Origin of the sequence: Luteimonas sp. MC1825 (genome assembly GCF_014764385.1) — a bacterium.
In the GTDB taxonomy this organism is placed as follows: domain Bacteria; phylum Pseudomonadota; class Gammaproteobacteria; order Xanthomonadales; family Xanthomonadaceae; genus Luteimonas.
In genome coordinates this window covers 1584243-1607590 of record NZ_CP061714.1, presented here as the reverse complement: position 1 = coordinate 1607590, position 23348 = coordinate 1584243, and the positions used below count along the sequence as shown (strand labels likewise).

Genomic DNA, 23348 nt, shown 5'->3' with positions numbered 1-23348 from the left:
TCAAGGCCGGGCGCGACGCGCGACGCTGCTTCGCGCGCCTGTTTCCACGCATGGGAGATGGCATTGGCGCAGGTGCGGCTCGACCACGTCCGCAAGGTCTACCCCGACGGCTTCGTCGCGGTGTCCGATGCCGCGTTCGAAGTCGCCGATGGCGAACTGCTGGTGCTGGTGGGCCCTTCGGGCTGCGGCAAGTCGACCCTGCTGCGCATGATCGCCGGGCTGGAGGCGGTGAGCGGCGGCACCATCGCCATCGGCGACCGCATAGTCAACGATATCGCGCCGCGCGACCGCGACATCGCCATGGTGTTCCAGAGCTACGCGCTGTATCCGCACATGAGCGTTGCCGGCAACCTGGGCTTCGGCCTCAAGCTGCGCGGGCATGACAAGGCCACGGTCGCCGCGCGGGTCGGCGAGGCGGCGCGCATGCTGGGCATCGAGGACCTTCTCGACCGCAAACCGGCGGCGTTGTCGGGTGGCCAGCGGCAACGCGTTGCGCTGGGGCGCGCGCTCGTGCGCCAGCCGCAGGTGTTCCTGCTCGACGAGCCGCTCTCCAACCTCGATGCACGGCTGCGCGCGGCGATGCGGGTGGAGATCGCGCGCCTGCATCGCAGCCTCGGCGCGACCATGGTCTACGTGACCCACGATCAGGTCGAGGCCATGACCCTCGGCCAGCGCATCGTGGTGCTCGACGGTGGCCGCATCCGCCAGGTGGACACGCCGATGGCGCTCTACGAGCGGCCGGCCGACGTGTTCGTGGCCACGTTCCTGGGCAGTCCTGCGATGAACGTGATCGCAGGCCACCTGGATGCCGATGGTGCAGGCTTCATCGCCGACGACGGCGCGCATGTCCCGCTGCCGGGGTTCCGGGTGCCGCAGGACTGGCCTGGTCGGCGCCTGTTGCTTGGCGTGCGTCCGGAGCACCTGCTGCGCGCGGAGCCGGGCGATATGGATGCCGGTGCGTTCGACGCGCTGGTGGAAGTGGTGGAGCCGGCGGGCAACGAGGTCTTCGTCAACCTCCGGCTGGGCGACCACGCGCTGGTCGCGCGGCTGCCGCCGGGCGTGCTGCCGCGCCCGGGCGAGGCGCTGTCGCTGCGCGTGGCGGTCGAGCATGCGCATGTCTTCGATGGTGCCGACGGCGCCGATGGCGTCCGGCTGGAGGCGGCTGCGGGAGGCTGACGCGGTGCGCGCGGCGTATTCGGGTCAACGCTGCCCGGGCGCTTCCGCGGGCGTGCGGATGCGCAGGAAGCGCGCGAACCGAGGTAGTCCGTTGCCGGTGTAGCCGTTGTAGCGATAGGTGACGAGGCTGCCCACGGGCGGCGGCGTGGCGCGTTCGGCATCGCTCAAGCCGCTGCCCAACCGGAAACGCGCCCCGTCGGCCCGCTCCACCAGCAGCGCTCCAAGCATGCCGGCGTATTTGCCGTTGCCGGGCAGGTGGGCCAGCACACGCGCCTCGGCATCGTCATGCGGCTTGAGTTTGCGGAGGCCTTCGCTGCGTCCGGCGGTGTACAGGGCGGCCCCGTGGTGCAGCATCAGTCCTTCGCCTCCGGCGGCCAGCACCGCCGCCAGCCGCGCCTGCAGGCCCGCTGCATCGGCCACCTGGGATTGCGCCACTGCGCGCAGCCAGGGCGGCGCGCCGGCGCCCGGCAGCGTGCGCATGGCCTCGACCCGCGCGGCGAACGGTCCACCGTGTCCGGGGAGATCGAACACCAGGAAGCGGACCGCGCGCCAGGCGTCGTCGTTGCTGCTGCGGCGCAGCAGGGCGGCGACCTCGTCGAAGCGTCCGCGGCCCAGCCAGAGTTCGCCGTCCATGGCCTTTTGCGGCCAGCCGGCCGTGAACCAGTCGGGCGGATCGATGGCATGCCCCGCGCGCGTCCACAGCCGGCGGCCATCCCAGCGACCGCGAACGCCGTCGAGCTTCTCGCTGATCCAGTAGCCGGCGATGTCACCCGGAGGGGCGTCCGCGGGCGCATCGTTGACGGCCGCGGCCTGCATCAGGCCGGGCTGCGCGGCTGGCACCGGTGCGGCGGCCGAGGCACAGGCACAGGCCCAGGCCAGCACGGCCACGCGCAGGGTGTCGGGGCGGCGTGTAGGGCGACGTATCATGGCGCGGTTCTCCGTTCGGGCGCCGTGCCAGCCTGCGTCGTCCCCGGTCAGGGCGCGTATCGGCTGCAGGCGCGGCCGGCGGTCGGGGAGTGCCGCACCTGCAGGCCGGCCGCCGGGGCCGGCAAGGGCCGCGGGGGGGCGGACTCGCGCCGCGGAGGTGCCGCTATACTCGAGATTGTTGCGGCCTGCCGCCGCCGAGGCCCCCAGACCGTCGCATGCGCCTGTCCACGATCAAGCTTTCCGGCTTCAAATCCTTCGTCGATCCCACCACGCTGCACCTGCCGACCAACATGACCGGCGTGGTCGGTCCGAACGGCTGCGGCAAGTCGAACATCATCGACGCCGTGCGCTGGGTGATGGGCGAGAGCTCGGCCAGCCGCCTGCGCGGCGACTCGCTGACCGACGTGATCTTCTCCGGATCGACCGCCCGCAAGCCGGTTTCGCAGGCCACCGTAGAGCTGGTCTTCGACAACAGCGACCACACCATCACCGGCGAGTTCGCCGCCTTCAACGAAATTTCGGTCAAGCGCCTGGTGTCGCGCGACGGCCAGAGCAGCTATTACCTGAACGGGGCGAAGTGCCGGCGCCGCGACATCACCGATCTGTTCCTGGGCACCGGCCTGGGGCCGCGCAGCTATTCGATCATCGAGCAGGGGATGATCAGCCAGATCATCGAGGCCAAGCCCGAGGACCTGCGCGTGTACCTGGAGGAGGCCGCCGGCATCTCCAAGTACAAGGAGCGGCGCAAGGAGACCGAGACGCGCATCCGCCACACCCGCGAGAACCTGGATCGCCTCGGCGACCTGCGCGAGGAGGTCGGCAAGCAGCTCGGCCACCTGGCGCGCCAGGCGCGCCAGGCCGAGCAGTACACCGCCATCCAGGCCGAGCGCCGGATCCGCGATGCCGAGTGGAAGGCGCTGGAATTCCGCGCGCTGGACGCGAAGCTGTCCAGCCTGCGCGAAGGGCTGTCGCAGGAAGAGACCCGCCTGCAGCAGCTGATCGCCGAGCAGCGCGAAGCCGAGCGCGAGATCGAGAGCGGGCGCGTGCGGCGCGAGGAGGCCATGGAGGCGCTCAACGCGGCGCAGGCCGCCGGCTACGAGGTCGGCGGCATGCTGGCGCGCGTCGAGCAGCAGATCGCGCACCAGCGCGAGCTGTCGCAGCGCCTGCTGCGCGCCCGCGAAGAGGCCGAGGACGCGCTGGCGGAGATCGGCCAGCACATCAGCGGCGACGAGGAGCGACTCGCGATCCTGGCGGAATCCGTGGCCGAGGCCGAACCCGCGCTGGAGATGCTGCGCGAGGACGACAGCGCCCGCCAGGACGCGCTGCGCGACGCCGAAGCCGCGCTGGCCGGCTGGCAGGAGCGTTGGGATGCGCACAGCCGCGGCCAGTCCGAGGCCGCGCGTGCCGGCGACGTCGAGCGCACCCGCGTCGATTATCTCGACCGCCAGTCGCTCGAAGCCGATCGCCGTCGCGGGCAGCTGTCCGCCGAGCGTGCCGCGCTCGACCTCGATGCGCTTGCCGAAGCCTTTGAAGCCGCGGCCGCCCAGCACGAAACACAGACCATCGCCATCGAGGCCCTGGGTGAAGGCCTGGAGGCGCGCAAGCAGGCCGCGCTCGAACTCCAGGACCAGCAGCGCGCCGGTCAGCAGGCGCTGTCGGACGTGCGCAAGGAGGCGCAGGAAGCGCGCGGCCGGCTGTCCTCGCTGGAAACCCTGCAGCACGCCGCGCTCGGCCAGGAGCAGGGCGCGGCCATGGCCTGGCTTCGCCAGCACGGCCTGGATTCCGGCACCCGCGTCGGCGAGGCACTGCAGGTCGAGGCCGGCTGGGAGAACGCGGTCGAGGGCGCGCTCGGGCAGATGATCGAAGGCGTGCTGGTCGACAGCCCGGAGTCGCTGGTGGAAGCGCTGGCCGATCTCGGCGACGGGCGCATCGCGCTGGTGTCGTCGGCGGCCGGCGATGTGGATTTCGCGCCGACCTCGCTCGCCGCCCGCGTGCGCGGCCCGCTGGCGATCCGTCGCCTGCTATCGCGCCTGCACGTGGCCGAGTCGCTCGACGAAGCGCGAGCACTCCAGGCGCGACTGGATCCCGCCGACTCGGTGATCACCCGCGACGGCGAGCGCTTCGGCGCCGGCTGGCTGCGCGTGCTGCGCTCGGGCGCCGCGCGCCAGGGCGCGCTGCTGCGCGAGCGCGAGATCCAGGGCCTGCGCGAGCGCATCGAAGAATTGCAGGCCCGCGAGGCGGAGCTCGAGGAAGCCCAGGGCAGCGGCCGCGAGCGCCTGCTCGCGGCCGAACAGGCGCGCGAGGACGTGCAGCGCCAGGTCTACCAGGCGCATCGCACGGTCTCGGAGCTCGCCGGCCAGATGCAGGGCCAGCAGGGCCGCCTGGACGCCGCGCGCAACCGCATCGGGAACATCGACGTCGAGCTGGCGCAACTCGCCGAAACGCTCGCGACCAGCGGCGAACAGGCGCGCGAGGCCCGTGGCCGCCTGGAAGACGCGGTCACGCGCATGGGCGACCTGGAAGCCACGCGGCGCGAGCTCGACGCCGAGCGCGCGCGCCTCAGCGAGGCCCGCGATGCCGCGCGCAGTGCGGCCCGCGAGTCACGCGAGCAGGCCCACGCGCTGGCCCTGCAGCTGGAATCGCAGCGCACCCAGGTGACCGCGCTGCGCCAGGCGCTGTTGCGCATGGGGGGGCAGCGCGGCCAGCTCGATACCCGCCTGGGCGAGATCGCCGCGCAGCTCGCCGAAGGCGACACCCCGGTCGAAACGCTCGAGCAGCAGCGCCAGCTGGCCCTCGCCGAGCGCGTCCGCGCCGAACAGACGCTGGCCCAGGCGCGCAGCGCGCTGGAAGGCGTCGATGCCGGCCTGCGCGAGTACGAACAGGTCCGCCACCAGCGCGACGAGCAGGCCATTACCCAGCGTGAAGCCATCGCCCAGCGCCGGCTCGACCAGCAGGCGCTGGTGATCCACGCCGAGCAGCTGGCCGCCGCGGTCGTCGAGGCCGGCTTCGTGCTCGAGGACGTGGTCGCAGGCCTCGCCGAAGATGCCGAGGTCGAGGCCGCCGGCAAGCAGGTGCAGGACTTCGACAACCGCCTGCGCCGCCTGGAACCGGTCAACCTGGCCGCGATCCAGGAGCATGCCGAAGCCGCGCAGCGCAAGGAATACCTCGACAGCCAGGACGCCGACCTCACCTCGGCGCTCGACACCCTCGAGGACGCGATCCGCAAGATCGACCGCGAGACGCGCGGCCGTTTCAAGGACACCTTCGACCGCGTCAATTCCGGCGTGCAGGAGATCTATCCGCGCCTCTTCGGCGGCGGGCACGCCTACCTGGAGCTCACCGGCGAGGACCTGCTGGACACCGGCGTGGCGATCATGGCGCGGCCCCCGGGCAAGCGCGTGTCGAACATCTCCCTGCTGTCCGGCGGCGAGAAGGCGATGACCGCGGTGGCGCTGGTGTTCGCGATCTTCCAGCTCAATCCGGCGCCCTTCTGCCTGCTGGACGAAGTGGACGCACCGCTCGACGAAGCCAACGTCGGCCGCTTCACGGCGATGGTGTCCGAGATGAGCCAGAAGGTGCAGTTCCTGTTCGTCACCCACAACAAGGCGACCATGGAGGCCGCGACGCAGCTGTCGGGCGTTACCATGCGTGAGCCCGGCGTGAGCAGGCTGGTCTCGGTCGACCTCGCCGAGGCGGCCCGCCTGGCCGGCGCCGCCTGAACCTGTACCGGAGAGCACGATGAGCGATGTATGGCTGTTGCGTTTGGGGATCCTGGTGGCAGGCATCCTGCTGTTCGCGGCCATGTGGTACATCGGCACGCGTCCGCGCACCGGCCAGGGCCGGCGCGTCGAGGGCCGCACGCCACGTGACGCGCGCATGGAGCCCACGCTGGGCGCGCAGCTCGAGCGCGAGCTCGGCGATGGCGGGCAGGCGCCCGGCGACGCCACCGTGCAGAGCGAGATGGAGCTGCTCGACGGCGCGGTCGGCGGCACCGCCGGCGCCACCGTCAGCGAATACGGTCGCCGCGTCAGCGACGAGTTCGACAAGATCGTGACGCTGTACATCGCGGCGCGCGCCGGCCAGGTACTGCGCGGCCCGGACATCGTGGTGGCCGCCGAGAAGGCCGGGCTGACCTACGGGCACATGAACGTGTTCCACCGCCTGGTCGACGGCCACCCCGAGCGCGGGCCGGTCTTCAGCGTCGCCAACATCCGCAAGCCGGGCAGCTTCGAGATGGCCGAGATCCAGGCCCTGGAGACCCCGGCGATCGCGTTCTTCCTGACGCTCCCCGCGCCGCTGCGCGCGCTGGACGCCTGGGACGCGATGCTGCCCACCGCCGAACGCATGGCCGAACTGCTTGACGGCGTGCTTCTGGACGAGCAGCGCAACGCCTTGGGCCGCCAGCGCATCGCGCACCTGCGCGAGGAACTGCGCGGCTACGACCGCGAGCAGGAAGTACCGATCACCCGCAGCCCGGGCTGGTGATCCCGGCGGGTCCGGCCCGCGCGGCAAGCCTTACAATCCGCCGATGCCCGACACCGCCCCGCAGCGCGCCGCCGAACTGCGCCGACTGATCGACGACGCCAACCACCGTTATCACGTGCTCGACGATCCCGCGATCGCCGACGCCGATTACGACCGCCTGCTGCGCGAGCTGGTCGCGCTTGAAGAGGCCGACCCGAGCCTGGCCACGCCCGACTCGCCGACGCGGCGCGTGGGCAACATGCCCTCGGCGAAATTCGCCGAGGTCCGCCACGCGGTGCCGATGCTGTCGCTGGCCAACGCGTTCAGCGACGACGAGGTGGCGGACTTCGTCGCCCGCATCGTGCGCGAGACCGGAGACCCCCAGCCGGTGTTCTCGGTCGAACCCAAGTTCGATGGCCTGGCGATCAGCCTGCGCTACGAGGCGGGGCTGTTCGTGCGCGGCGCCACGCGCGGCGACGGTGCGAGCGGCGAGGACGTCACCGCCAACCTGCGCACGGTCAAGGCCGTGCCGCTGCGCCTGCGCCAGCCCGGCGCGCAGGCGCCCGGCGTGCCGGACGTGCTCGAGGTGCGCGGCGAGGTCTACATGCCGCGCGCCGGCTTCGACGCCTACAACCAGTGGGCGCTGGCCAACGGCGCCAGGCCGCTCGCCAACCCGCGCAACGGCGCGGCCGGATCACTGCGCCAGCTCGATCCCGCAGTCAGCGCGCGGCGTCCGCTGGCGTTCTTCGCCTATTCGCTGGGCGTGGTGGAAGGCGTCGAGTTGCCCGATACGCATTCGCAGGTGCTGGCCTGGCTGCGCACGCTCGGTTTCCCGGTGTCGCCGCTGGTGGACGTGGCGCGTGGCCTCGACGGCGTGCTGGCCTACTACCGCCGCATCGGCGAGGCGCGCGACACGCTGCCCTACGACATCGACGGCGTGGTCTACAAGCTCGACCGCAGCGACCAGCAGGAGGCGATGGGTTTCGTGTCGCGCGCGCCGCGCTGGGCGATCGCGCACAAGTTCGCGGCGCAGGAGGAGTCCACGGTGGTCGAGGCCATCGAGGTCAATGTCGGCCGCACGGGTGCGGTGACGCCATGGGTGCTGATGCGCCCGGTGCACGTAGGCGGCGTGACCGTGACCCGCGCCACCCTGCACAACGCCGACCAGGTCGCGCGCCTGGACGTGCGCGTCGGCGACACGGTGATCGTGCGCCGCGCCGGCGACGTGATCCCCGAGGTACTGCGCGTGGTCGCCGATCAGCGGCCGCCGGGCACCACGCCGTGGCGCATGCCCACCGCGTGCCCGGCCTGCGGTTCGGAGATCGTGCGCGAGGAGGGCGAGGTGGTGGCGCGCTGCAGCGGCGAGCTGGTGTGCCCGTCGCAGCGCGTGCAGGGCCTGTTCCACTTCGCCTCGCGCCGGGCGATGGACATCGACGGCCTCGGCGAGCGCCTGATCCAGGCGCTGGTCGACTTCGGCTACGGCGACAGCGTCGCCGACCTGTACCGGCTCACCGTTGACGACTTCGTGGAGATGAAGCGCCGCGCCGACGAGCGCGACGGCACCACGCCGGAGACCGTGCGCGCCGGCAAGGTCGCCACGCGCTGGGCGGAGAACTTGGTGGCGGCGATCGACCACAGCCGCGAGACCACGCTGGAGCGTTTCCTGTTCGCGCTCGGCATCGAGCATGTCGGCGAGAGCACGGCCAAGGCGCTGGCCGCCTGGTTCGGCGACCTCGAGCGCATCCGCCGCGCGCCGTGGCCGCTGTTCAAGCGCGTGCCCGACGTCGGTGACGAGGTCGCGCGCGCGCTCGGGCACTTCCTCGACCAGCCGGGCAACCAGCAGGTGATCGATGCGCTGCTGGCGCGCGGCGTGCGCATGACCGATACCCGCCCGCCGTCGCCGAAGCTGCGCGACAGCCTTGACCTGGCGACCCTGCTCGCCGACCTCGGCATCCCGCGGCTGACGCCGCTGCGTGCGCGCCAGCTGGCGGATGCCTTCCCCGATGTGCGCAGGCTGCTGGCTGCGGACCGCTACAACATGGTGATCGCCGGCCTGCCCGAAGAAGCCGCGGCTGCGTTTGCAGCCTGGCGTGCCGATCCTGCGAACGCGCGGCTGCTGGAGGCCGCGGCGGCGATGCAGGGCGAGCTGCTGGCGGCGATGCCGGCGGACGCGGCCGCCGCGGGTCCGCTGGAGGGCGTGACCGCGGTGATCACCGGCACCCTGGAGTCGATGGGCCGCGACGAAGCCAAGTCACGCCTGGAAGCGCTGGGCGCGAAGGTCGCCGGCAGCGTGTCGAAGAAGACCGCGTTCGTGGTCGCCGGCGCCGAGGCCGGCTCCAAGCTGGCGAAGGCCGAAGAGCTGGGTGTCGAGGTCTGGGACGAGGCGCGGCTGCTGGCCTTCCTGGCGGCACACGCGTGAGCCGGCTGGACGCGCTGCGCCTGCGCGCGCGCCTCAACGCCCTCCTGCGCGATTTCTTCGCGGCGCGCGGCGTGCTCGAGGTCGAGACGCCGATGATGTCGCGCGCGGGCAACACCGATCCCAACATCGCGTCGTTCGCGCTGGAGTTCGGCGGCCGCACCGATGGCGCTCCGCGCACGCGCTGGCTGCGCACGTCGGCCGAGTACCCGATGAAGCGCCTGCTCGCCGCCGGCGTCGGCGACTGCTACGAACTCGGACGCGTGTTCCGCGATGGCGAAGCCGGCGGGCGCCACAATCCCGAGTTCACCATGCTCGAGTGGTACCGGGTCGGCTGGACGCTCGAGCCGCTCATCGACGAGACCGCGGCGCTGGTGCAGGCGGCGCTGGCGCTGGTGGGGCGCGAAGCGACGCTGCGCAAGGTGTCGTACCGCGACCTGTATCGCGAGGCGCTCGGCCTCGACCCGATGACCGCGTCGATGGCCGAACTGCAGGCGGCGTTCGCCGGCCACGTCGCTCCCGAAGGCCTGACCCGCGACGACTGGCTCGACCTGCTGATGACGCACCACATCCAGCCGGCGTTCGCGCCCGGCCAGCTGCTGGCGATGCACGACTATCCGGCATCGCAGTGCGCGCTGGCGAAGGTGGCGCGTCGCGACGATGTCGACGTCGCCGAACGCTTCGAGCTCTACCTCGGGCCGCTGGAGCTGGCCAACGGCTACCACGAGCTGACCGATGCCGACGAGCAGCGCGCGCGCTTCGGGCGCGACCATGTCGTGCGCGACACCCGTGGCGCCGTGCTGCCGCCGCTGGACGAGGCCCTGCTCGGCGCGCTGGCCGACGGCCTGCCGGACTGCTCGGGCGTGGCGCTCGGCGTCGACCGCCTGCTGATGGCGATGCTCGGCAGCAATGCCATCGCCGACGTGCTGGCCTTCGATTTCGCCCACGCCTAGGGTCGCGCCGCAGCCGGTAAACTGGCCGCATGGACACCACGATCGATTACGCCCGCTACGACCGCATCCGCCCGATCCGCTGGACCGGCAGCGCGCTGGAACTCCTCGACCAGCGCAAGCTGCCGCTCGTGGTCGAATACCTGTCCTGCGGCGACAGCGACGCGGTCGCCGCCGCGATCCACGCATTGGCCGTGCGTGGGGCGCCCGCGATCGGCATCGCCGCGGCCTGGGGCGTGGTGCTCGCCGGGCAGCAGGTCGCGGCGGGCGACGGTGTCGCCGCCGCCGCCGCGCTGGCGCCGGCGATGCAGCGCCTCAATGCCGCGCGTCCGACAGCGGTCAACCTGGCCTGGGCGTTGGCGCGCATGCGCGGCGCGCTCGTGGTCGCGGGATCCGACTGGCGCGAGGTGCTGGAGCATGAGGCGCGCGCCATCGAAACCGAGGACCTCGCCGCCAACCGCCGCATGGGCGCGCTCGGCGCGGCGCTGATCGCGCCCGGCAGTGGCGTGCTGACCCACTGCAATACCGGCTCGCTGGCAACCGCCGGCTTCGGCACCGCGCTCGGCGTGATCCGCGCCGGTGTGGCGCAGGGGCGCATCGAGCGCGTGTTCGCCGACGAGACACGGCCGTGGATGCAGGGCTCGCGTCTCACCGCCTGGGAGCTGCAGGAGGATGGCATCGATGCCACGCTCATTGCAGACGCGGCGGCCTCGCATCTGCTCAAGGGGGGCGAGGTCGACTGGGTGGTGGTCGGTGCCGACCGCATCTGCGCCAACGGCGATGTCGCCAACAAGATCGGCACCTACCAGCTGGCGATTTCGGCGCGCTTCCATGGCCGCAGGTTCATGGTGGTGGCGCCGGCGTCGACGGTGGACATGGCCACGCCTTCGGGCGACTTCATCGAAATCGAGGAGCGCGATCCGGGCGAACTGCTCGGCGTCGCCGGCCAGCGCGTCGCGGCCGACGGCATCAAGGCGTGGAACCCGGTGTTCGATGTGACCCCCGCCGCGCTGATCGACGCCATCGTGACCGAGAAGGGTGTTGTCGAGCGTCCGGACGAGGCGTCCATGCGGGCACTGTTCGGCGGCTGATGGTCGGCGGCAAGTTGTTGTTTCAGCGGGAGAAAAGCGGGCAGGGGAGCGCCCGTTCGTGATACAATCCCGAGGTTCCGCGAACCGCTCGCGGAAGGCGTCGCGCGCCGTGCGCGGGGCTGGTCGGACATGCAGGGAACAACCGCCTGATGGCAGAGCTCGCGAAGGAAATCATCCCCGTCAACCTCGAGGACGAGATGCGCCGCAGTTACCTCGATTACGCCATGAGCGTGATCGTGGGGCGCGCACTCCCCGATGTCCGCGACGGCCTCAAGCCGGTGCACCGCCGCGTGCTGTTCGCGATGACCGAGCTCGGCGCGCACAGCAACAAGCCGTACTTCAAGTCCGCGCGCATCGTCGGTGACGTGATCGGTAAGTACCATCCGCACGGCGACCAGTCGGTGTACGACACCCTGGTGCGCATGGCGCAGCCGTTCTCGCTGCGCTACATGCTGGTCGACGGGCAGGGCAACTTCGGCTCCGTCGACGGCGACCCGGCCGCGGCGATGCGTTACACCGAGGCGCGCATGTCGCGCCTGGCGCACGAGCTGATGGCCGACATCGACAAGGACACCGTCGATTTCCAGCCCAACTACGACGAGAAGGAACACGAGCCGACGGTCATGCCGACCCGGTTCCCGAACCTCCTGGTCAACGGGTCCACCGGCATCGCGGTGGGCATGGCCACCAACATCCCGCCGCACAACCTCAATGAGGTGATCAACGCGCTGATCGCGCTGATCGACGATCCGTCGATCGATATCGACGGGCTGATGGAGCACATCCCGGGGCCGGACTTCCCCACCGGCGGCATCATCAACGGCGTGAGCGGCATCCACCTGGGCTACCGCACCGGCCGCGGCCGCGTGCGCATGCGCGCCAAGGCCGATATCGAGGTCGCCGACAACGGCCGCGAGGCGATCGCGGTCAGCGAGCTCCCGTATCAGGTCAACAAGGCGCGGCTGATCGAGAAGATCGCCGAGCTGGTCAAGGAAAAGAAGCTCGAGGGCATCAGCGAGCTGCGCGACGAGTCCGACAAGGACGGCATGCGCATCTACATCGAGATCAAGCGCGGCGAGTCGGCCGAAGTGGTGCTCAACAACCTCTACCAGCAGACCCAGCTGGAGTCGGTGTTCGGCATCAACATGGTGGCGCTGGTCGACGGCCGGCCACGGGTGCTGAACCTCAAGGATTTCCTCGAAGCCTTCGTGCGCCACCGCCGCGAGGTGGTCACCCGCCGCACCATCTTCGAGCTGCGCAAGGCGCGCGCGCGCGCCCACGTGCTCGAGGGCCTGACGGTCGCGCTCGCCAACATCGACGAGATGATCGAGCTGATCAAGACCTCCGACAACCCGCAGGTCGCCAAGGAACGCATGCTGGCGCGCGTCTGGCAGCCGGGGCTGGTGGGCACGCTGCTCGCCGCGGCCGGTGCCGAGGCGTCGCGCCCGGATGACCTGCCCAAGGGGGTGGGCCTGCTTGCCGACGGCTACCAGCTCACCGATGTCCAGGCGCAGCAGATCCTCGAGATGCGCCTGCACCGCCTGACCGGGCTGGAGCAGGAAAAGCTGACCGATGAATACCGCGTGCTGCTGGAGGCCATCCGTGGCCTGATCGAGATCCTCGAGAACCCCGACGTGCTGCTCGATGTCATCCGCACCGAGCTGCGCAACATCCAGGAAGAGTACGGCGACGCGCGCCGCAGCGAGATCCGCGCCAGCGAGGAAGACCTCGACATCCTCGACCTGATCGCCCCCGAAGAAGTGGTGGTGACGCTGTCGCGCGCCGGCTACGCCAAGCGCCAGCCGGTCAGCGCCTACCGCGCGCAGAAGCGCGGGGGTCGCGGCCGCAACGCCGCGGCCACCAAGGACGAGGATTCGATCGACCAGCTGTGGCTGGTCAACACCCACGACACGCTGCTGACATTCACCAGCGCGGGGCGCGTGTTCTGGCTGTCGGTCTACCAGCTGCCTGAGGCCGGTTCCAACGCCCGCGGCCGCCCGATCATCAACTGGATCCCGCTGGAGCCTGGCGAGCGCGTGCAGGCGGTGCTGCCGGTGCGCGAATACCGCGACGACCAGTACGTCTTCTTCGCGACCCGCAACGGCACCGTCAAGAAGACCCCGCTGACCGAGTTCGCCTATCGCCTGCAGCGCGGCAAGATCGCGATCAACCTCGACGACGGCGACGCGCTGATCGGCGCCGAGCTCACCGACGGCCAGCGCGACATCATGCTGTTCGCGTCCAACGGCAAGACGGTGCGCTTCGACGAGGCCGCCGTGCGTTCGATGGGCCGCACCGCCACCGGCGTGCGCGGCATCCGCCTGGCCGGCGGCGAGTCGGTGGTCAGCCTGATCGTGACCGAGAGCGCGGGTGACGCGATTGAACATGAGGGCGACGACGTCGCCATCGACAGCGCGGAGACCGTCGAGAACGCGATCGTGCTCGACGACGAAGCCGATGCCTACATCCTGACCGCCACCGAGAACGGCTACGGCAAGCGCACGCGCCTGGCCGAGTACCCGCGCAAGGGCCGCGGCACGCAGGGCGTGATCGGCATCCAGACCACCGACCGCAACGGCCGGCTGGTGGCCGCGGTGCTGCTGTCGCGCGGAGACGAAGTGCTGCTGATTTCCGACGGCGGCACGCTTGTGCGCACGCGCGCGGCGGAGATCTCGGTGGTCAGCCGCAACACCCAGGGCGTGACCTTGATCCGCCTGGCCGAGGACGAGCGCCTGCAGGCGATCGAGCGCGTCGACGCCACGATCGGCGACGACGACGACCTCGGCGACGTGGCCGATGGCGGGTTGCCGGCCATTGCCGCGCCTGTCGATGACAGCGCGTCCAGCGAGGCCGCGCCGGGCGGCGACGCCTGACCGCAGGCCGTGTCGCGCGACACGCGGCACGGCCCTGTCGACCCTCTTCCGGGCCCCCGCGCGTTGGCCTGCGGTACGCCGGCGCTGTCTATACTGCCGGCAACTCCGGGAGGTGACATGCGCAACGGGAAGGACACCCTGCGGACGGGCCGCGCCGTGCTGCACGTGGTGGCCATGGTCGCCGCATTGGCGCTACTGGCCCTCGGCGGCTGCAAGCGCGACGAGGGCGGGCAACTGCCGGCTGCCGGTGGCGAAGCCATCCAGGCCGAACGCGCCGAAGTCGAAGGTTTCGGTCTGGTGCGCGCCTGGCCCGACCAGTCCGAAGGCTCGCTGTCGCTGGCGGTGGAGTTTTCCCGGCCGCTGGTTGGCACCCAGGATTTCGATCGCCTGCTGACCTTCGCCGAGCCGGTCGCCGGCGACAGCAGCTGGAGCCTGGACGATGACGGCCGCGTGCTGCGCTTTCCGTTCGCCGAAGCGAACCGCGAATACACCTTGCGCATCTCCGGCGCATTGACGGCTGCCGACGGCAGCACGCTGGGCCAGGACATCCAGCGCACGGTCTCCACGGGCGAACTCGCGCCGGTCGTCGGCTTCGCCTCGCAGGGCAGCGTGCTGCCGGCGCGCGAATCGCGCGGGCTGCCGGTGGTATCGGTGAACGTCGAGGAGGTCGACGTCGAATTCCTGCGCGTGCCCGAGGCGTCGCTGCCGCGCTTCTATGCCGAGTACCAGCGTGGCGGCCGCCGCAGCGGCTGGGAGCTCGACAACGACTACCGCCAGGGCAAGTCCGTCGCCAGGCTCGCCGAGCCGGTGTACGTCAACCGCTTCGTGCTGGGCGGCGAGCGCAACGAGCGCGTGCTGACCTACCTGCCGATCCAGTCGATCCCCGAACTGCAGGAGCCGGGCTTGTACTTCGCGGTCATGAAGAAGGCCGGCCGTTTCGGCGACATGTTCGAGACCGCGTTCTTCACCGTCAGCGACATCGGCCTGCACCTGCGCGCCTACAGGGACCAGCTGTTCGTGCACACCGCATCGCTGCAGACAGGTGCCGCGCTTGGCGGGGTGGAGCTGCGCGTGCTCGGCGCGAACGGCGAGGCGGTCTTCAAGTCCGAGACCGACGGCAACGGCAATGCCGTGCTCGACCACAAGCTCGTCGCGGCGCAGGTGCTGGTCGCCACCCGTGGCAAGGATGTGTCGCTGCTGCCGTTCAACCAGCCGGCGCTGGACCTGTCGGAGTTTGCGGTCGCGGGCCGCGGCAACGCCTGGTTCGACGTCTTCGCCTGGTCCGGCCGCGACCTGTACCGCCCGGGTGAGACCGTGCGCGTCTCCGCGCTGTTGCGCGATGCCGACGGCAGGCCGGTGCCGGCTGCGAAGGACGGCAAGGCCCAGCCGCTGTTCGCACGCCTCAAGCAGCCGGACGGCAAGACGTTCATCGAGTCCCGGCTCGAGGCCGGTGCCCAGGGCTACTACCGTTTCGAACGCGAGATCCCGGTGGAGGCTGCCACCGGGCGCTGGCAGCTCGAATTCCGCACCGATCCCGCCAGCCGCGAAGCGGTGCAGGGCATGGCGCTGCGCATCGAGGAATTCCTGCCCGAGCGCATGAAGCTCGAGCTCGACAGCGCGCAGGCGCTGCTGAAACCGGGCGAGCCGCTGCGACTTCGCGCCAGCGGCGCCTACCTGTACGGCGCGCCGGCGGCCGGCAACCGCCTCACCGCCAAGATGTCCGTCGCCGTGGAGCAGCATCCACTGGATGGCCTGCCGGGTTACTTCTTCGGCGACCCCACGGTGCAGCTGCCGCGCGACGCGCGCGACGTCATCGACGCCAGCCTTGATGCCAAGGGCGCGCTGGCGCACGACATCGCGCTGCCCGCGGAGGTGGCCGCGACGACGCCGGTGGCGGTGGTGGTTGCCGCCAGCCTGTACGAGAGCGGCGGACGCAGCGTCAACCGCAGCCTCAAGCGCGTGCTGTGGCCAGCCGATGCGCTGGTCGGTGTGCGCCCGCTGTTCGACGACAAGGAAGGCAGCGACGCCAACGCCAGTGCCCGCTTCGAGCTGGTGCGCGTGGCTGCCGACGGCACGCCGCGCCCGGTGAAGGGACTCGAGCTGAGCCTGGTGCGCGAGCACCGCGACTACCACTGGAATTTCAACGACGACGGCGGCTGGAACTACGACTTCACGCGCCGCTTCGAGGTGGTGGAGAAGCGCGGCATCGACGCCGGCACGACCGCCGCGCGTTTCGATTTTCCGGTGGAGTGGGGCGAATACCGCATCGAGGTGCGCGACCCGGCCACGGGCCTGGTCATGCGCTATCCGTTCCGCGCCGGCTGGAGCTGGGGCGACGAGAACCGCGGCCCCGACGCGCGTCCCGACAAGGTCAAGCTGTCGCTCGACAAGACCGGCTACCGCGCCGGTGACACGCTCGAGGTCACGGTCACGCCCCCGCACGCCGGCAAGGGCCTGCTGCTGGTGGAGAGCGACAGGCTGCTGTACGTGCAGGCGATCGACGCCAAGGCCGGCAGCACGTTCCGGATCCCGGTGGGCGAAGACTGGGAGCGCCACGACGTGTACGTGACCGCGCTCGTGTTCCGCGGCGGCAGCGCGACCAGCAAGGTCACCCCGGCGCGCGCGGTGGGCGTGGCGCATGTACCGATGGCGCGCGGCGACCGTCGCGCCGCGGTCGGCATGTCGTTGCCGACCAGGGCCGTGCCGGGCGAACTGCTCAAGGTCACCGTGAGCGCGCCGGCGCTGGCCGGACAGCTGGCCCACGCCACGGTGTCGGCGGTGGACGTCGGCATCCTCAACATCACCCGCTATCCGGTGCCGGACGCGAATCGCCACTTCTTCGCGCAGCGCCGGCTGGGCACCGATGCCTACGACATCTACGGCCGCGTGATCGAGAGCTTCGACGGCGGCAGCGCGCGCCTGCGTTTTGGCGGCGACGTGGGGCTGGCGGCGCTGCCGCAGGCGCGGCGGCCGACCGCGCGGGTGCAGACCGTGGACCTGTTCTCCGGCCCGGTGCGGCTGGATGCCAAGGGCAACGCACGCGTCGAATTCACCATGCCGGACTTCAACGGCACGCTGCGGGTCTCGGCGCTGGTCTATGGCGACACCCGCTATGGCAACCGCGATGCCGAACTGCTGGTGCGTGCGCCGCTGGTCGCCGAGGCCGGCATGCCCCGGGTGATGGCGCCGGGCGACAGCGCCACGGTGACGCTCGACCTTGCCAACTTCACCGGCAAGCCGGGCACGTTCCGCGTGCGCGTGGAGGGCGAAGGCCCACTCGACGTCGGCGAGGGCACGCGCGATGTCGCGCTTGCCGCGGAAGGCAAGACGACGCTGTCGTTCCCGCTGCTCGCGCGCGACGGCCATGCCGTCGCCAGGGTGCGCGTGCGCGTCGACGGCCCGGGGGTGAAGGTCGACCGCCGCCATGACCTGCCGATCCGCGCGCCGTGGCCGCAGGTGGTGCGGACGCGTGCCATGACCCTCGATCCGCTGGCGCCGGTGGTGCTGGGCACCGACCTTGCCGAAGGCCTGCTGCCCGGCTCGGTGCAGGCGCGCCTCGGCGTCGGCGCGCTGCCGCCGATTCCGTTCGCCAGCGCCCTGCAGGGCGCCCTCGACTATCCCTACGGCTGCGCCGAGCAGACGACCAGCAAGGGCTACGCGGCCCTCGTGCTCGATGCCTCGACCGCCGCGACCTACGGCATGACTCCGCTGCCCGCCAACGACCGCACCAGGCGCATGGAAGGCGCGCTCGGCAGGCTTGCGGCGCTGCAGGCGTCGTCCGGCCACTTTTCGATGTGGGGTGGTGCCGACGGCACCGATGCCATGCTCACCCCGTACGCGGCGGAGTTCATGCTCGATGCGCGCGAGGCCGGCTTCGACGTGCCCGAGGCGATGCTGCAGAAGGCGCTGTCGCGCCTGTCCGAGGACCTGCTGTCCGACGGCCAGCAGTTCTACGGGCAGGACAACCGCGAGCACCTGCGCTTCGCCTACAAGGCGCACGCTGGCTACGTGCTGGCGCGCGTCGGCCGCGCGCCGCTGGGCACGTTGCGCGCGATGTACGACAACGAGCGCAAGGTGCTGCGCGGACCGATGCCGCTGGCACACCTCGGCCTGGCGCTGTCGCTGCAGGGCGACAAGGCGCGCGGGCAGAAGGCGCTCGACGAAGCCTTCGTCGCATCCGGCCAGCGGCCGGGTTACCTGGGCGACTACGGCACGCCGTTGCGCGATGCCGCGCTGATGCTCGCGCTCGCGCGCAGGCACGAGCTGGTGCCGAAGTCCTGGGACGCGCGGCTGGTGGCGCTGGGGCGCGAGCTGGAGGCGCGGCGCAAGGCGCGCTGGTTCCACCTCAGCACGCAGGAACAGGCCGCGATTGCACGCCTGGGCAAGACGCTCGCCGCCGGGCCGGGCCGCGAGGTGTCGGGCACCCTGACCGAGGGTGGCGTGGACGAGGCGATTGCGCCGGTGCGGTACGTCTCGCGCAGCTACGGCCATGACGCACTGGCCAAGGGCGTGCGTTTCGTGCCGCAGGGCACATCGCCGCTGTACGCCAGCATCGAAGTCGCCGGCATTCCGCGCAGCGCACCCGCGCCCGACGCGAGCGCGATCCGGGTGGAGCGCGCCTGGTTCGCGACCGACGGCAAGCCGTGGACACCGCGTCCGCTGAAGGAAGGCGAGGCGCTGGTGGCGCGGGTGTCGGTCACCGCCGACCGCGACATGCCCGATGCGCTGCTTACCGACCTGCTGCCGGCGGGGCTGGAGGTCGAGAACATGAACCTCGGGGACGCCGGGCAGTGGGCCGAGGTCGTGATCGGCGGCATCGCATTGTCGGAGCGCGCCAGCGCCGCAGAGCTGCGCCACGAGGAATTCCGCGACGACCGCTACGTCGCCGCGCTGTCGCTCGATGCCGGCAACGCGGCGCATGTGTTCTACCTGGTGCGCGCGGTTACCCCCGGTCGCTACACCGTGCCGCCGCCGCTGGTCGAGGACATGTACAGGCCGGAGCTGCGCGGCGTGGGCCATGCGCAACCGGCGCAGATGACGGTGGTGCAGCCGTGAGCGGGCCGCGTGGACGCGCGCCCGCTCGCTGACGTACGCGCACTGGTGCACGGGAATGGCTGAAGCACGCGGGCGCGGCTGGCGACGCGTGCTGCCCTGGCTGCGGTGGGGCACCGTGGCCGTGCTGCTCATGCTGCTGGTGCTCGACCAGCTGTTCCCGCCGCCGCTGCCGCGCGCCCGCGACACCAGCACGCTGGTGACCGCGCGCGACGGCACGCCACTGCGTGCATTCGCCGACGCCGACGGCATCTGGCGACACCCGGCCACGCCGGAGTCGGTCTCTCCGCTGTACCTGGAAGCGCTGCTCGCCTACGAGGACCGCTGGTTCTGGCGGCATCCCGGCGTAAACCCGGTGGCGCTGCTGCGCGCCGGCTGGCAGATGGCGGGTAATCGCCGCATCGTCTCCGGCGGCTCCACCCTGACCATGCAGGTGGCGCGCATCCTCGACCCGCATCCGCGCACGCTGCCCGGCAAGCTGCGGCAGCTGCTGCGCGCGCTGCAGCTCGAAGCGCATCTGTCCAAGCGCGCGATCCTCGCCCTGTACCTGGAACGCGCACCGTTCGGCGGCACCATCGAAGGCGTGGAGGCCGCGAGCTGGGCGTACCTGGGCAAGCCGGCGGCGCGCCTGTCGCACGCCGAAGCGGCGTTGCTCGCCGTGCTCCCGCAGGCGCCGACGCGGCTGCGCCCGGACCGCGAGCCGGAGGCCGCTCGCCGCGCGCGCGACAAGGTGCTGGCGCGGATGGTGGCGTTGGGCCGCTGGGACCAGGCGCTGGTCGACGACGCCATGGTGGAGCCGGTGGTCGCGCGCGCGCTGCGCCCGCCGCTGCTCGCCGCGCTGCTCGCGCAGCGCCTGAGGAGCGCGCAGCCGGGCAAGGAGCGCATCACCTCCACCATCGACGCCGCCCTGCAGCGCACCCTCGAGGAACGCGTCACCGCGTACTTCGCCAGCCTGCCCGAGCGCACGTCGGCGGCGCTGCTGGTGGTCGACAACGCCAGCATGGAAGCGCAGGCCTACGTGGGCTCGGCGGCGTTCGGCGACGCCCCGCGGCTGGGCCATGTCGACATGGTGCAGGCCTGGCGTTCGCCCGGATCGACCCTGAAGCCATTCCTGTACGGCATGGCGCTCGACGACGGCATCGTGCATTCGGAAAGCCTGCTGCTCGACGCGCCGCAGTCGTTCGGCGGCTACCGTCCCGGCAACTTCGATGCCGCCTTCAACGGCCCGGTCGGGCTGGCCACCGCGCTGCGCCTGTCGCTCAACGTGCCGGCGGTGGACCTGCTCGACCGTGTCGGCGCCACGCGCTTCGCGGCGCGGCTCGACCACGCCGGGATCGCGCTGCGGTTCCCGCGCGGGGTGCAGCCCAACCTGTCGCTGATCCTGGGTGGCACCGGTGCGCGGCTCGAGGACCTGGTCGGGGCGCACGCGTCGCTCGCGCGTGGCGGCGTCGCCGGCCGCGTGCGCTACATGCCGGATGCGCCGCAGGTCGAGCGGCGACTGCTGTCACCCGGTGCGGCGTGGATCGTCAACGAGATCCTCGCCGCCAATCCGCGTCCCGGCGAGCGCATCGACACGTTCGATACCGGACAGCGGCCGCGGGTGGCGTGGAAGACCGGCACGAGCTACGGGTTTCGCGACGCCTGGGCGCTGGGTGCAACGCGCCGGCACACGGTCGGCGTGTGGGTCGGACGGCCCGACGGCACGCCGCTGCCGGGCCAGTACGGCGCGGTGACCGCGCTGCCGCTGATGTTCGAGGTGATCGACAGCCTGCCGCGTCGCCCGGGCGACGGCGCGCGCCAAGCCGCCCCGGCAAGCGTGGGCCGCGAGACCGTCTGCTGGCCGCTGGGAACGTCGGCGAGCGCGCAGCCAGCGGCTGCCTGCCAGCGGTCGATGCAGGCCTGGGTGCTGGATGGCGCGGTGCCGCCGACGCTGCCCGAACGCGAGGCCCGCGCGTGGGCCGGCGGGCTGGAACGTTTCGAGATCGATGCCGCAAGCGGCCAGCGCCTGTCGGCCGAGTGCACGCAGGCGCACCGGCGCGAGGCGCGGGTGCTGGCGCGCTGGCCCGCGCTGGCCACGCCCTGGCTCACGGCAGCCGAACGTGCGCGTTCGGAACTGCCACCGTTGGCAGCGGATTGCCGTGACGACGGCCGTGAAGCCGTGGCGTCGTTGCGCATCGAGGGCGTCAATGACGGCGCGCTCCTGGTGCGCCCGCCCGGGGCCGCGCGCCCGCCGCGCCTGGCCCTTCGCGCGGTCGGCGCAGCGGGCCGCGTGCAGTGGCTGCTCAACGGCCGCTGGATCGGCGAGACGCGCGCCGGCCAGGTGCTGCAGCGCGAGTTCGCTGTGCCCGGACGCCAGCAGCTGACCGCGCTCGCCGACAGTGGCGCGTGGTCGAGCCTCGCGTTCGACGTCGGCCGCTGAAGCTCAGCCGATCGCGTCGAGCACGTGCTCCGCGGCCGACACCTTGAACTCGCCCGGGGCCTCGACGAACAGCGCCTTGACCACGCGGTCCTCGGCATAGAGCGCGAAGCGCTTGCTGCGCGTGCCCATGCCGAACGCACTGGCGTCCATTTCCAGGCCGAGCGCGCGCGCGAAATCACCGTTGCCGTCGGACAGCATGCGCAGCCCGTCCGGCACGTGCTGGCTCGTGCCCCAGGCCTGCATCACGAAGGGATCGTTGACCGCCATGCAGGCGACTTCGATGCCGCGCTGGCGGAACCTGTCGAAGTTCTGCACGAAGCCCGGGAGGTGGTGGTCGGAGCAGGTCGGCGTGAACGCGCCGGGGACGGCGAACAGCACCACCTTCTTGTTGGCGAACAGGGTCGGGGTGTCGATGGTCTGCACGCCGTCGTTGATGTGCTTGAGCGTGACCTCGGGAATGGTGTCACCGGGCTGGATGGACATGCGCGTGCTCCTGTGGGGATGGCGGCGGCGTTGCCGCAGGCGCACAGGATGCCACGACGGCGCGTACCGATCTTGGTAACCTGCCGCAGGCCGTGACCCCCTTTACGGCGGGCGTTCCCGGAGCAGCGATGCAGTTCAAGGACTACTACGACACCCTCGGCGTCGAGCCCACGGCGGGCGAGGCCGAGCTCAAGACCGCCTACCGGCGGCTGGCCCGCAAGTACCACCCGGACGTGAGCAAGGAGCGCGACGCGGAAGCGCGTTTCAAGGCCGTCAACGAGGCCTACGAAGCGCTGCGCGATCCCGAGCGGCGCAAGTCCTACGACCAGCTGCGCGCGCGTGGCTACCGCCCGGGTGACGAGGTGCAGGCGCCCCCGGGCGGCTTCGGTGGTGGCGGCGGACAGGGCTTCGACTACGAGGAGGTATTCGGCGGCGGCGGCAACGGCGGCTTCAGCGACTTCTTCGAAAGCATGTTCAGGCGCCAGGGCCAACGCGGTGGGCCGGGCTATTCCGCGCCGCCGCGCGGCGACATCCGCGCACGCCTGGCGGTGCCGCTGGACGTCGTGCACCGCGGCGATGCGATGCGCATCTCGGTCGGCGGGCGCACGCTGCAGGTCAGGGTGCCGCGTGGCATCCGCCCGGGGCAGGTGATCCGCCTGGCCGGGCAGGGCGAACGCGGCGGAAACCTGCTGCTCGAGGTCGAATACGCCACCGACCCGCGCTTCGAGGTCGATGGCCGCAACATCATCTATGCCCTGCAGGTGGCGCCCTGGGATGCCGCGCTGGGCGCCAGTGTCAGCGTGCCGACGCTCGGTGGCACGGTGGAACTGAAGGTGCCTGCGGGCTCCGAGGCGGGGCGTCGACTGCGGCTGCGTGGCCGTGGACTGCCGGGCAGCGGCGGCCAGGCCGATGGGGACCAGATCGTCGAGATCGAGATCCAGGCGCCGGCGCCGCGCGATGACGCCCAGCGCGCGGCCTACGCGGCCCTGCGCGACGCGTTCGCGGGCGGGTGACTGTGTCGGGCGCGGCCAGCGCCGCGCGCGGTGCTCAGGCCGCGGTCGGCGGCGCGGGTTCCGGTGCGATCACGCGGACGATCGCGTCGGCCAGTTCGGCCTCGGAAAACGGCTTGGTCAGGTAGGCGCGCGCGCCCTGGCGCATGCCCCAGACCTTGTCGGTTTCCTGGTCCTTGGTGGTCACCAGGATCACCGGGATGTGGCGCGTGGTCGGCTCGCGGGTGATCGAGCGCGTGGCCTGGAAGCCGTTGAGGTTCGGCATCACCACGTCCATCAGCACAAGGTCGGGAAGTTCGCGCTTGGCGGCCTCGAAACCGGCCGCGCCGTCTTCGGCGGTCAAGGCCTCGTGCCCAAGCTTCTCGACGATGCGACGGATGCCCATCAGTTGCGACGGCGAATCGTCGACGATCAGGATGCGCGCCATGTTGTCCCCCGGTGTGTGCCCGCGATTGTAGCCGTCGCGGTGGGACCTGCAAGCCACCGT

General features: G+C 71.5%; 13 protein-coding genes. 10 read left to right on the top strand and 3 right to left on the bottom strand.

Annotation, left to right across the window (positions count from 1 at the left end; genetic code table 11):
• Nucleotides 1-63: 63 nt before the first annotated feature.
• Nucleotides 64-1176: a sn-glycerol-3-phosphate ABC transporter ATP-binding protein UgpC gene (ugpC, locus tag IDM46_RS07355; RefSeq protein ID WP_185115573.1), complete on the top strand. Its 1113-nt coding sequence runs from the start codon at nt 64-66 to the stop codon at nt 1174-1176.
• A 24-nt stretch (nt 1177-1200) separates the two neighbouring features.
• Here the strand turns inward: ugpC and IDM46_RS07350 are convergent, their stop codons facing one another.
• Nucleotides 1201-2103, bottom strand: a complete 903-nt coding sequence (locus IDM46_RS07350; protein ID WP_185115341.1) for a DNA ligase — start codon at nt 2101-2103, stop codon at nt 1201-1203.
• 215 nt (nt 2104-2318) lie between these two features.
• On the opposite strand from IDM46_RS07350, the gene smc reads away from it, so the two are divergent.
• The 8 genes from smc (at nt 2319) to pbpC (ending at nt 21368) form a co-directional block, all read left to right on the top strand.
• The gene (gene smc / locus IDM46_RS07345; protein ID WP_185115340.1) at nt 2319-5822 is read left to right on the top strand and encodes a chromosome segregation protein SMC; all 3504 of its coding nucleotides are present in this window, start codon (nt 2319-2321) and stop codon (nt 5820-5822) included.
• A 19-nt stretch (nt 5823-5841) separates the two neighbouring features.
• Nucleotides 5842-6588 carry a cell division protein ZipA gene (gene zipA, locus IDM46_RS07340; RefSeq protein WP_185115339.1) on the top strand — a complete coding sequence of 249 codons (747 nt, stop codon included), beginning with the start codon at nt 5842-5844 and terminating at the stop codon, nt 6586-6588.
• A gap of 43 nt (nt 6589-6631) precedes the next feature.
• Nucleotides 6632-8986 (top strand): NAD-dependent DNA ligase LigA, encoded by a 2355-nt coding sequence (gene ligA, locus IDM46_RS07335; protein WP_185115338.1) that lies wholly within the window; start codon nt 6632-6634, stop codon nt 8984-8986.
• Nucleotides 8983-9936 carry an EF-P lysine aminoacylase EpmA gene (gene epmA, locus IDM46_RS07330; protein ID WP_185115337.1) on the top strand — a complete coding sequence of 318 codons (954 nt, stop codon included), beginning with the start codon at nt 8983-8985 and terminating at the stop codon, nt 9934-9936. The genes ligA and epmA overlap by 4 nt, the downstream gene beginning before the upstream one ends.
• Before the next feature lie 29 nt (nt 9937-9965).
• Nucleotides 9966-11024 (top strand): S-methyl-5-thioribose-1-phosphate isomerase, encoded by a 1059-nt coding sequence (gene mtnA / locus IDM46_RS07325; protein ID WP_185115336.1) that lies wholly within the window; start codon nt 9966-9968, stop codon nt 11022-11024.
• A 149-nt stretch (nt 11025-11173) separates the two neighbouring features.
• Entirely contained in the window at nt 11174-13897 is a 2724-nt protein-coding gene (gyrA, locus tag IDM46_RS07320; protein ID WP_185115335.1) for a DNA gyrase subunit A, read from the top strand.
• A 174-nt stretch (nt 13898-14071) separates the two neighbouring features.
• Entirely contained in the window at nt 14072-18952 is a 4881-nt protein-coding gene (locus IDM46_RS07315) for an alpha-2-macroglobulin (RefSeq protein ID WP_223878062.1), read from the top strand.
• Between the two features lie 55 nt (nt 18953-19007).
• Nucleotides 19008-21368, top strand: a complete 2361-nt coding sequence (gene pbpC / locus IDM46_RS07310; protein ID WP_185115333.1) for a penicillin-binding protein 1C — start codon at nt 19008-19010, stop codon at nt 21366-21368.
• Nucleotides 21369-21371: 3 nt separating this feature from the next.
• On the opposite strand, the gene IDM46_RS07305 is transcribed toward pbpC, so the two are convergent.
• Nucleotides 21372-21851, bottom strand: coding sequence for a peroxiredoxin (locus IDM46_RS07305; protein WP_182820977.1), 480 nt, complete (start codon nt 21849-21851; stop codon nt 21372-21374).
• 128 nt (nt 21852-21979) lie between these two features.
• On the opposite strand from IDM46_RS07305, the gene IDM46_RS07300 reads away from it, so the two are divergent.
• Nucleotides 21980-22864 (top strand): DnaJ C-terminal domain-containing protein, encoded by an 885-nt coding sequence (locus tag IDM46_RS07300; protein WP_182820979.1) that lies wholly within the window; start codon nt 21980-21982, stop codon nt 22862-22864.
• Between the two features lie 34 nt (nt 22865-22898).
• Here IDM46_RS07300 and pilH read toward each other — a convergent pair whose 3' ends face one another.
• Nucleotides 22899-23288 (bottom strand): twitching motility response regulator PilH, encoded by a 390-nt coding sequence (pilH, locus tag IDM46_RS07295; RefSeq protein ID WP_182820982.1) that lies wholly within the window; start codon nt 23286-23288, stop codon nt 22899-22901.
• Nucleotides 23289-23348 lie beyond the last annotated feature (60 nt).

Coding starts and splice junctions, on each gene's coding strand:
- gyrA (WP_185115335.1), top strand. CDS start 11,174: ATGGCAGAGCTCGCGAAGGAAATCATCCCCGTCAACCTCGAGGACGAG.
- IDM46_RS07305 (WP_182820977.1), bottom strand. CDS start 21,851: ATGTCCATCCAGCCCGGTGACACCATTCCCGAGGTCACGCTCAAGCAC.
- mtnA (WP_185115336.1), top strand. CDS start 9,966: ATGGACACCACGATCGATTACGCCCGCTACGACCGCATCCGCCCGATC.
- ligA (WP_185115338.1), top strand. CDS start 6,632: ATGCCCGACACCGCCCCGCAGCGCGCCGCCGAACTGCGCCGACTGATC.
- smc (WP_185115340.1), top strand. CDS start 2,319: ATGCGCCTGTCCACGATCAAGCTTTCCGGCTTCAAATCCTTCGTCGAT.
- zipA (WP_185115339.1), top strand. CDS start 5,842: ATGAGCGATGTATGGCTGTTGCGTTTGGGGATCCTGGTGGCAGGCATC.
- IDM46_RS07315 (WP_223878062.1), top strand. CDS start 14,072: ATGGTCGCCGCATTGGCGCTACTGGCCCTCGGCGGCTGCAAGCGCGAC.
- pbpC (WP_185115333.1), top strand. CDS start 19,008: ATGGCTGAAGCACGCGGGCGCGGCTGGCGACGCGTGCTGCCCTGGCTG.
- IDM46_RS07350 (WP_185115341.1), bottom strand. CDS start 2,103: ATGATACGTCGCCCTACACGCCGCCCCGACACCCTGCGCGTGGCCGTG.
- pilH (WP_182820982.1), bottom strand. CDS start 23,288: ATGGCGCGCATCCTGATCGTCGACGATTCGCCGTCGCAACTGATGGGC.
- IDM46_RS07300 (WP_182820979.1), top strand. CDS start 21,980: ATGCAGTTCAAGGACTACTACGACACCCTCGGCGTCGAGCCCACGGCG.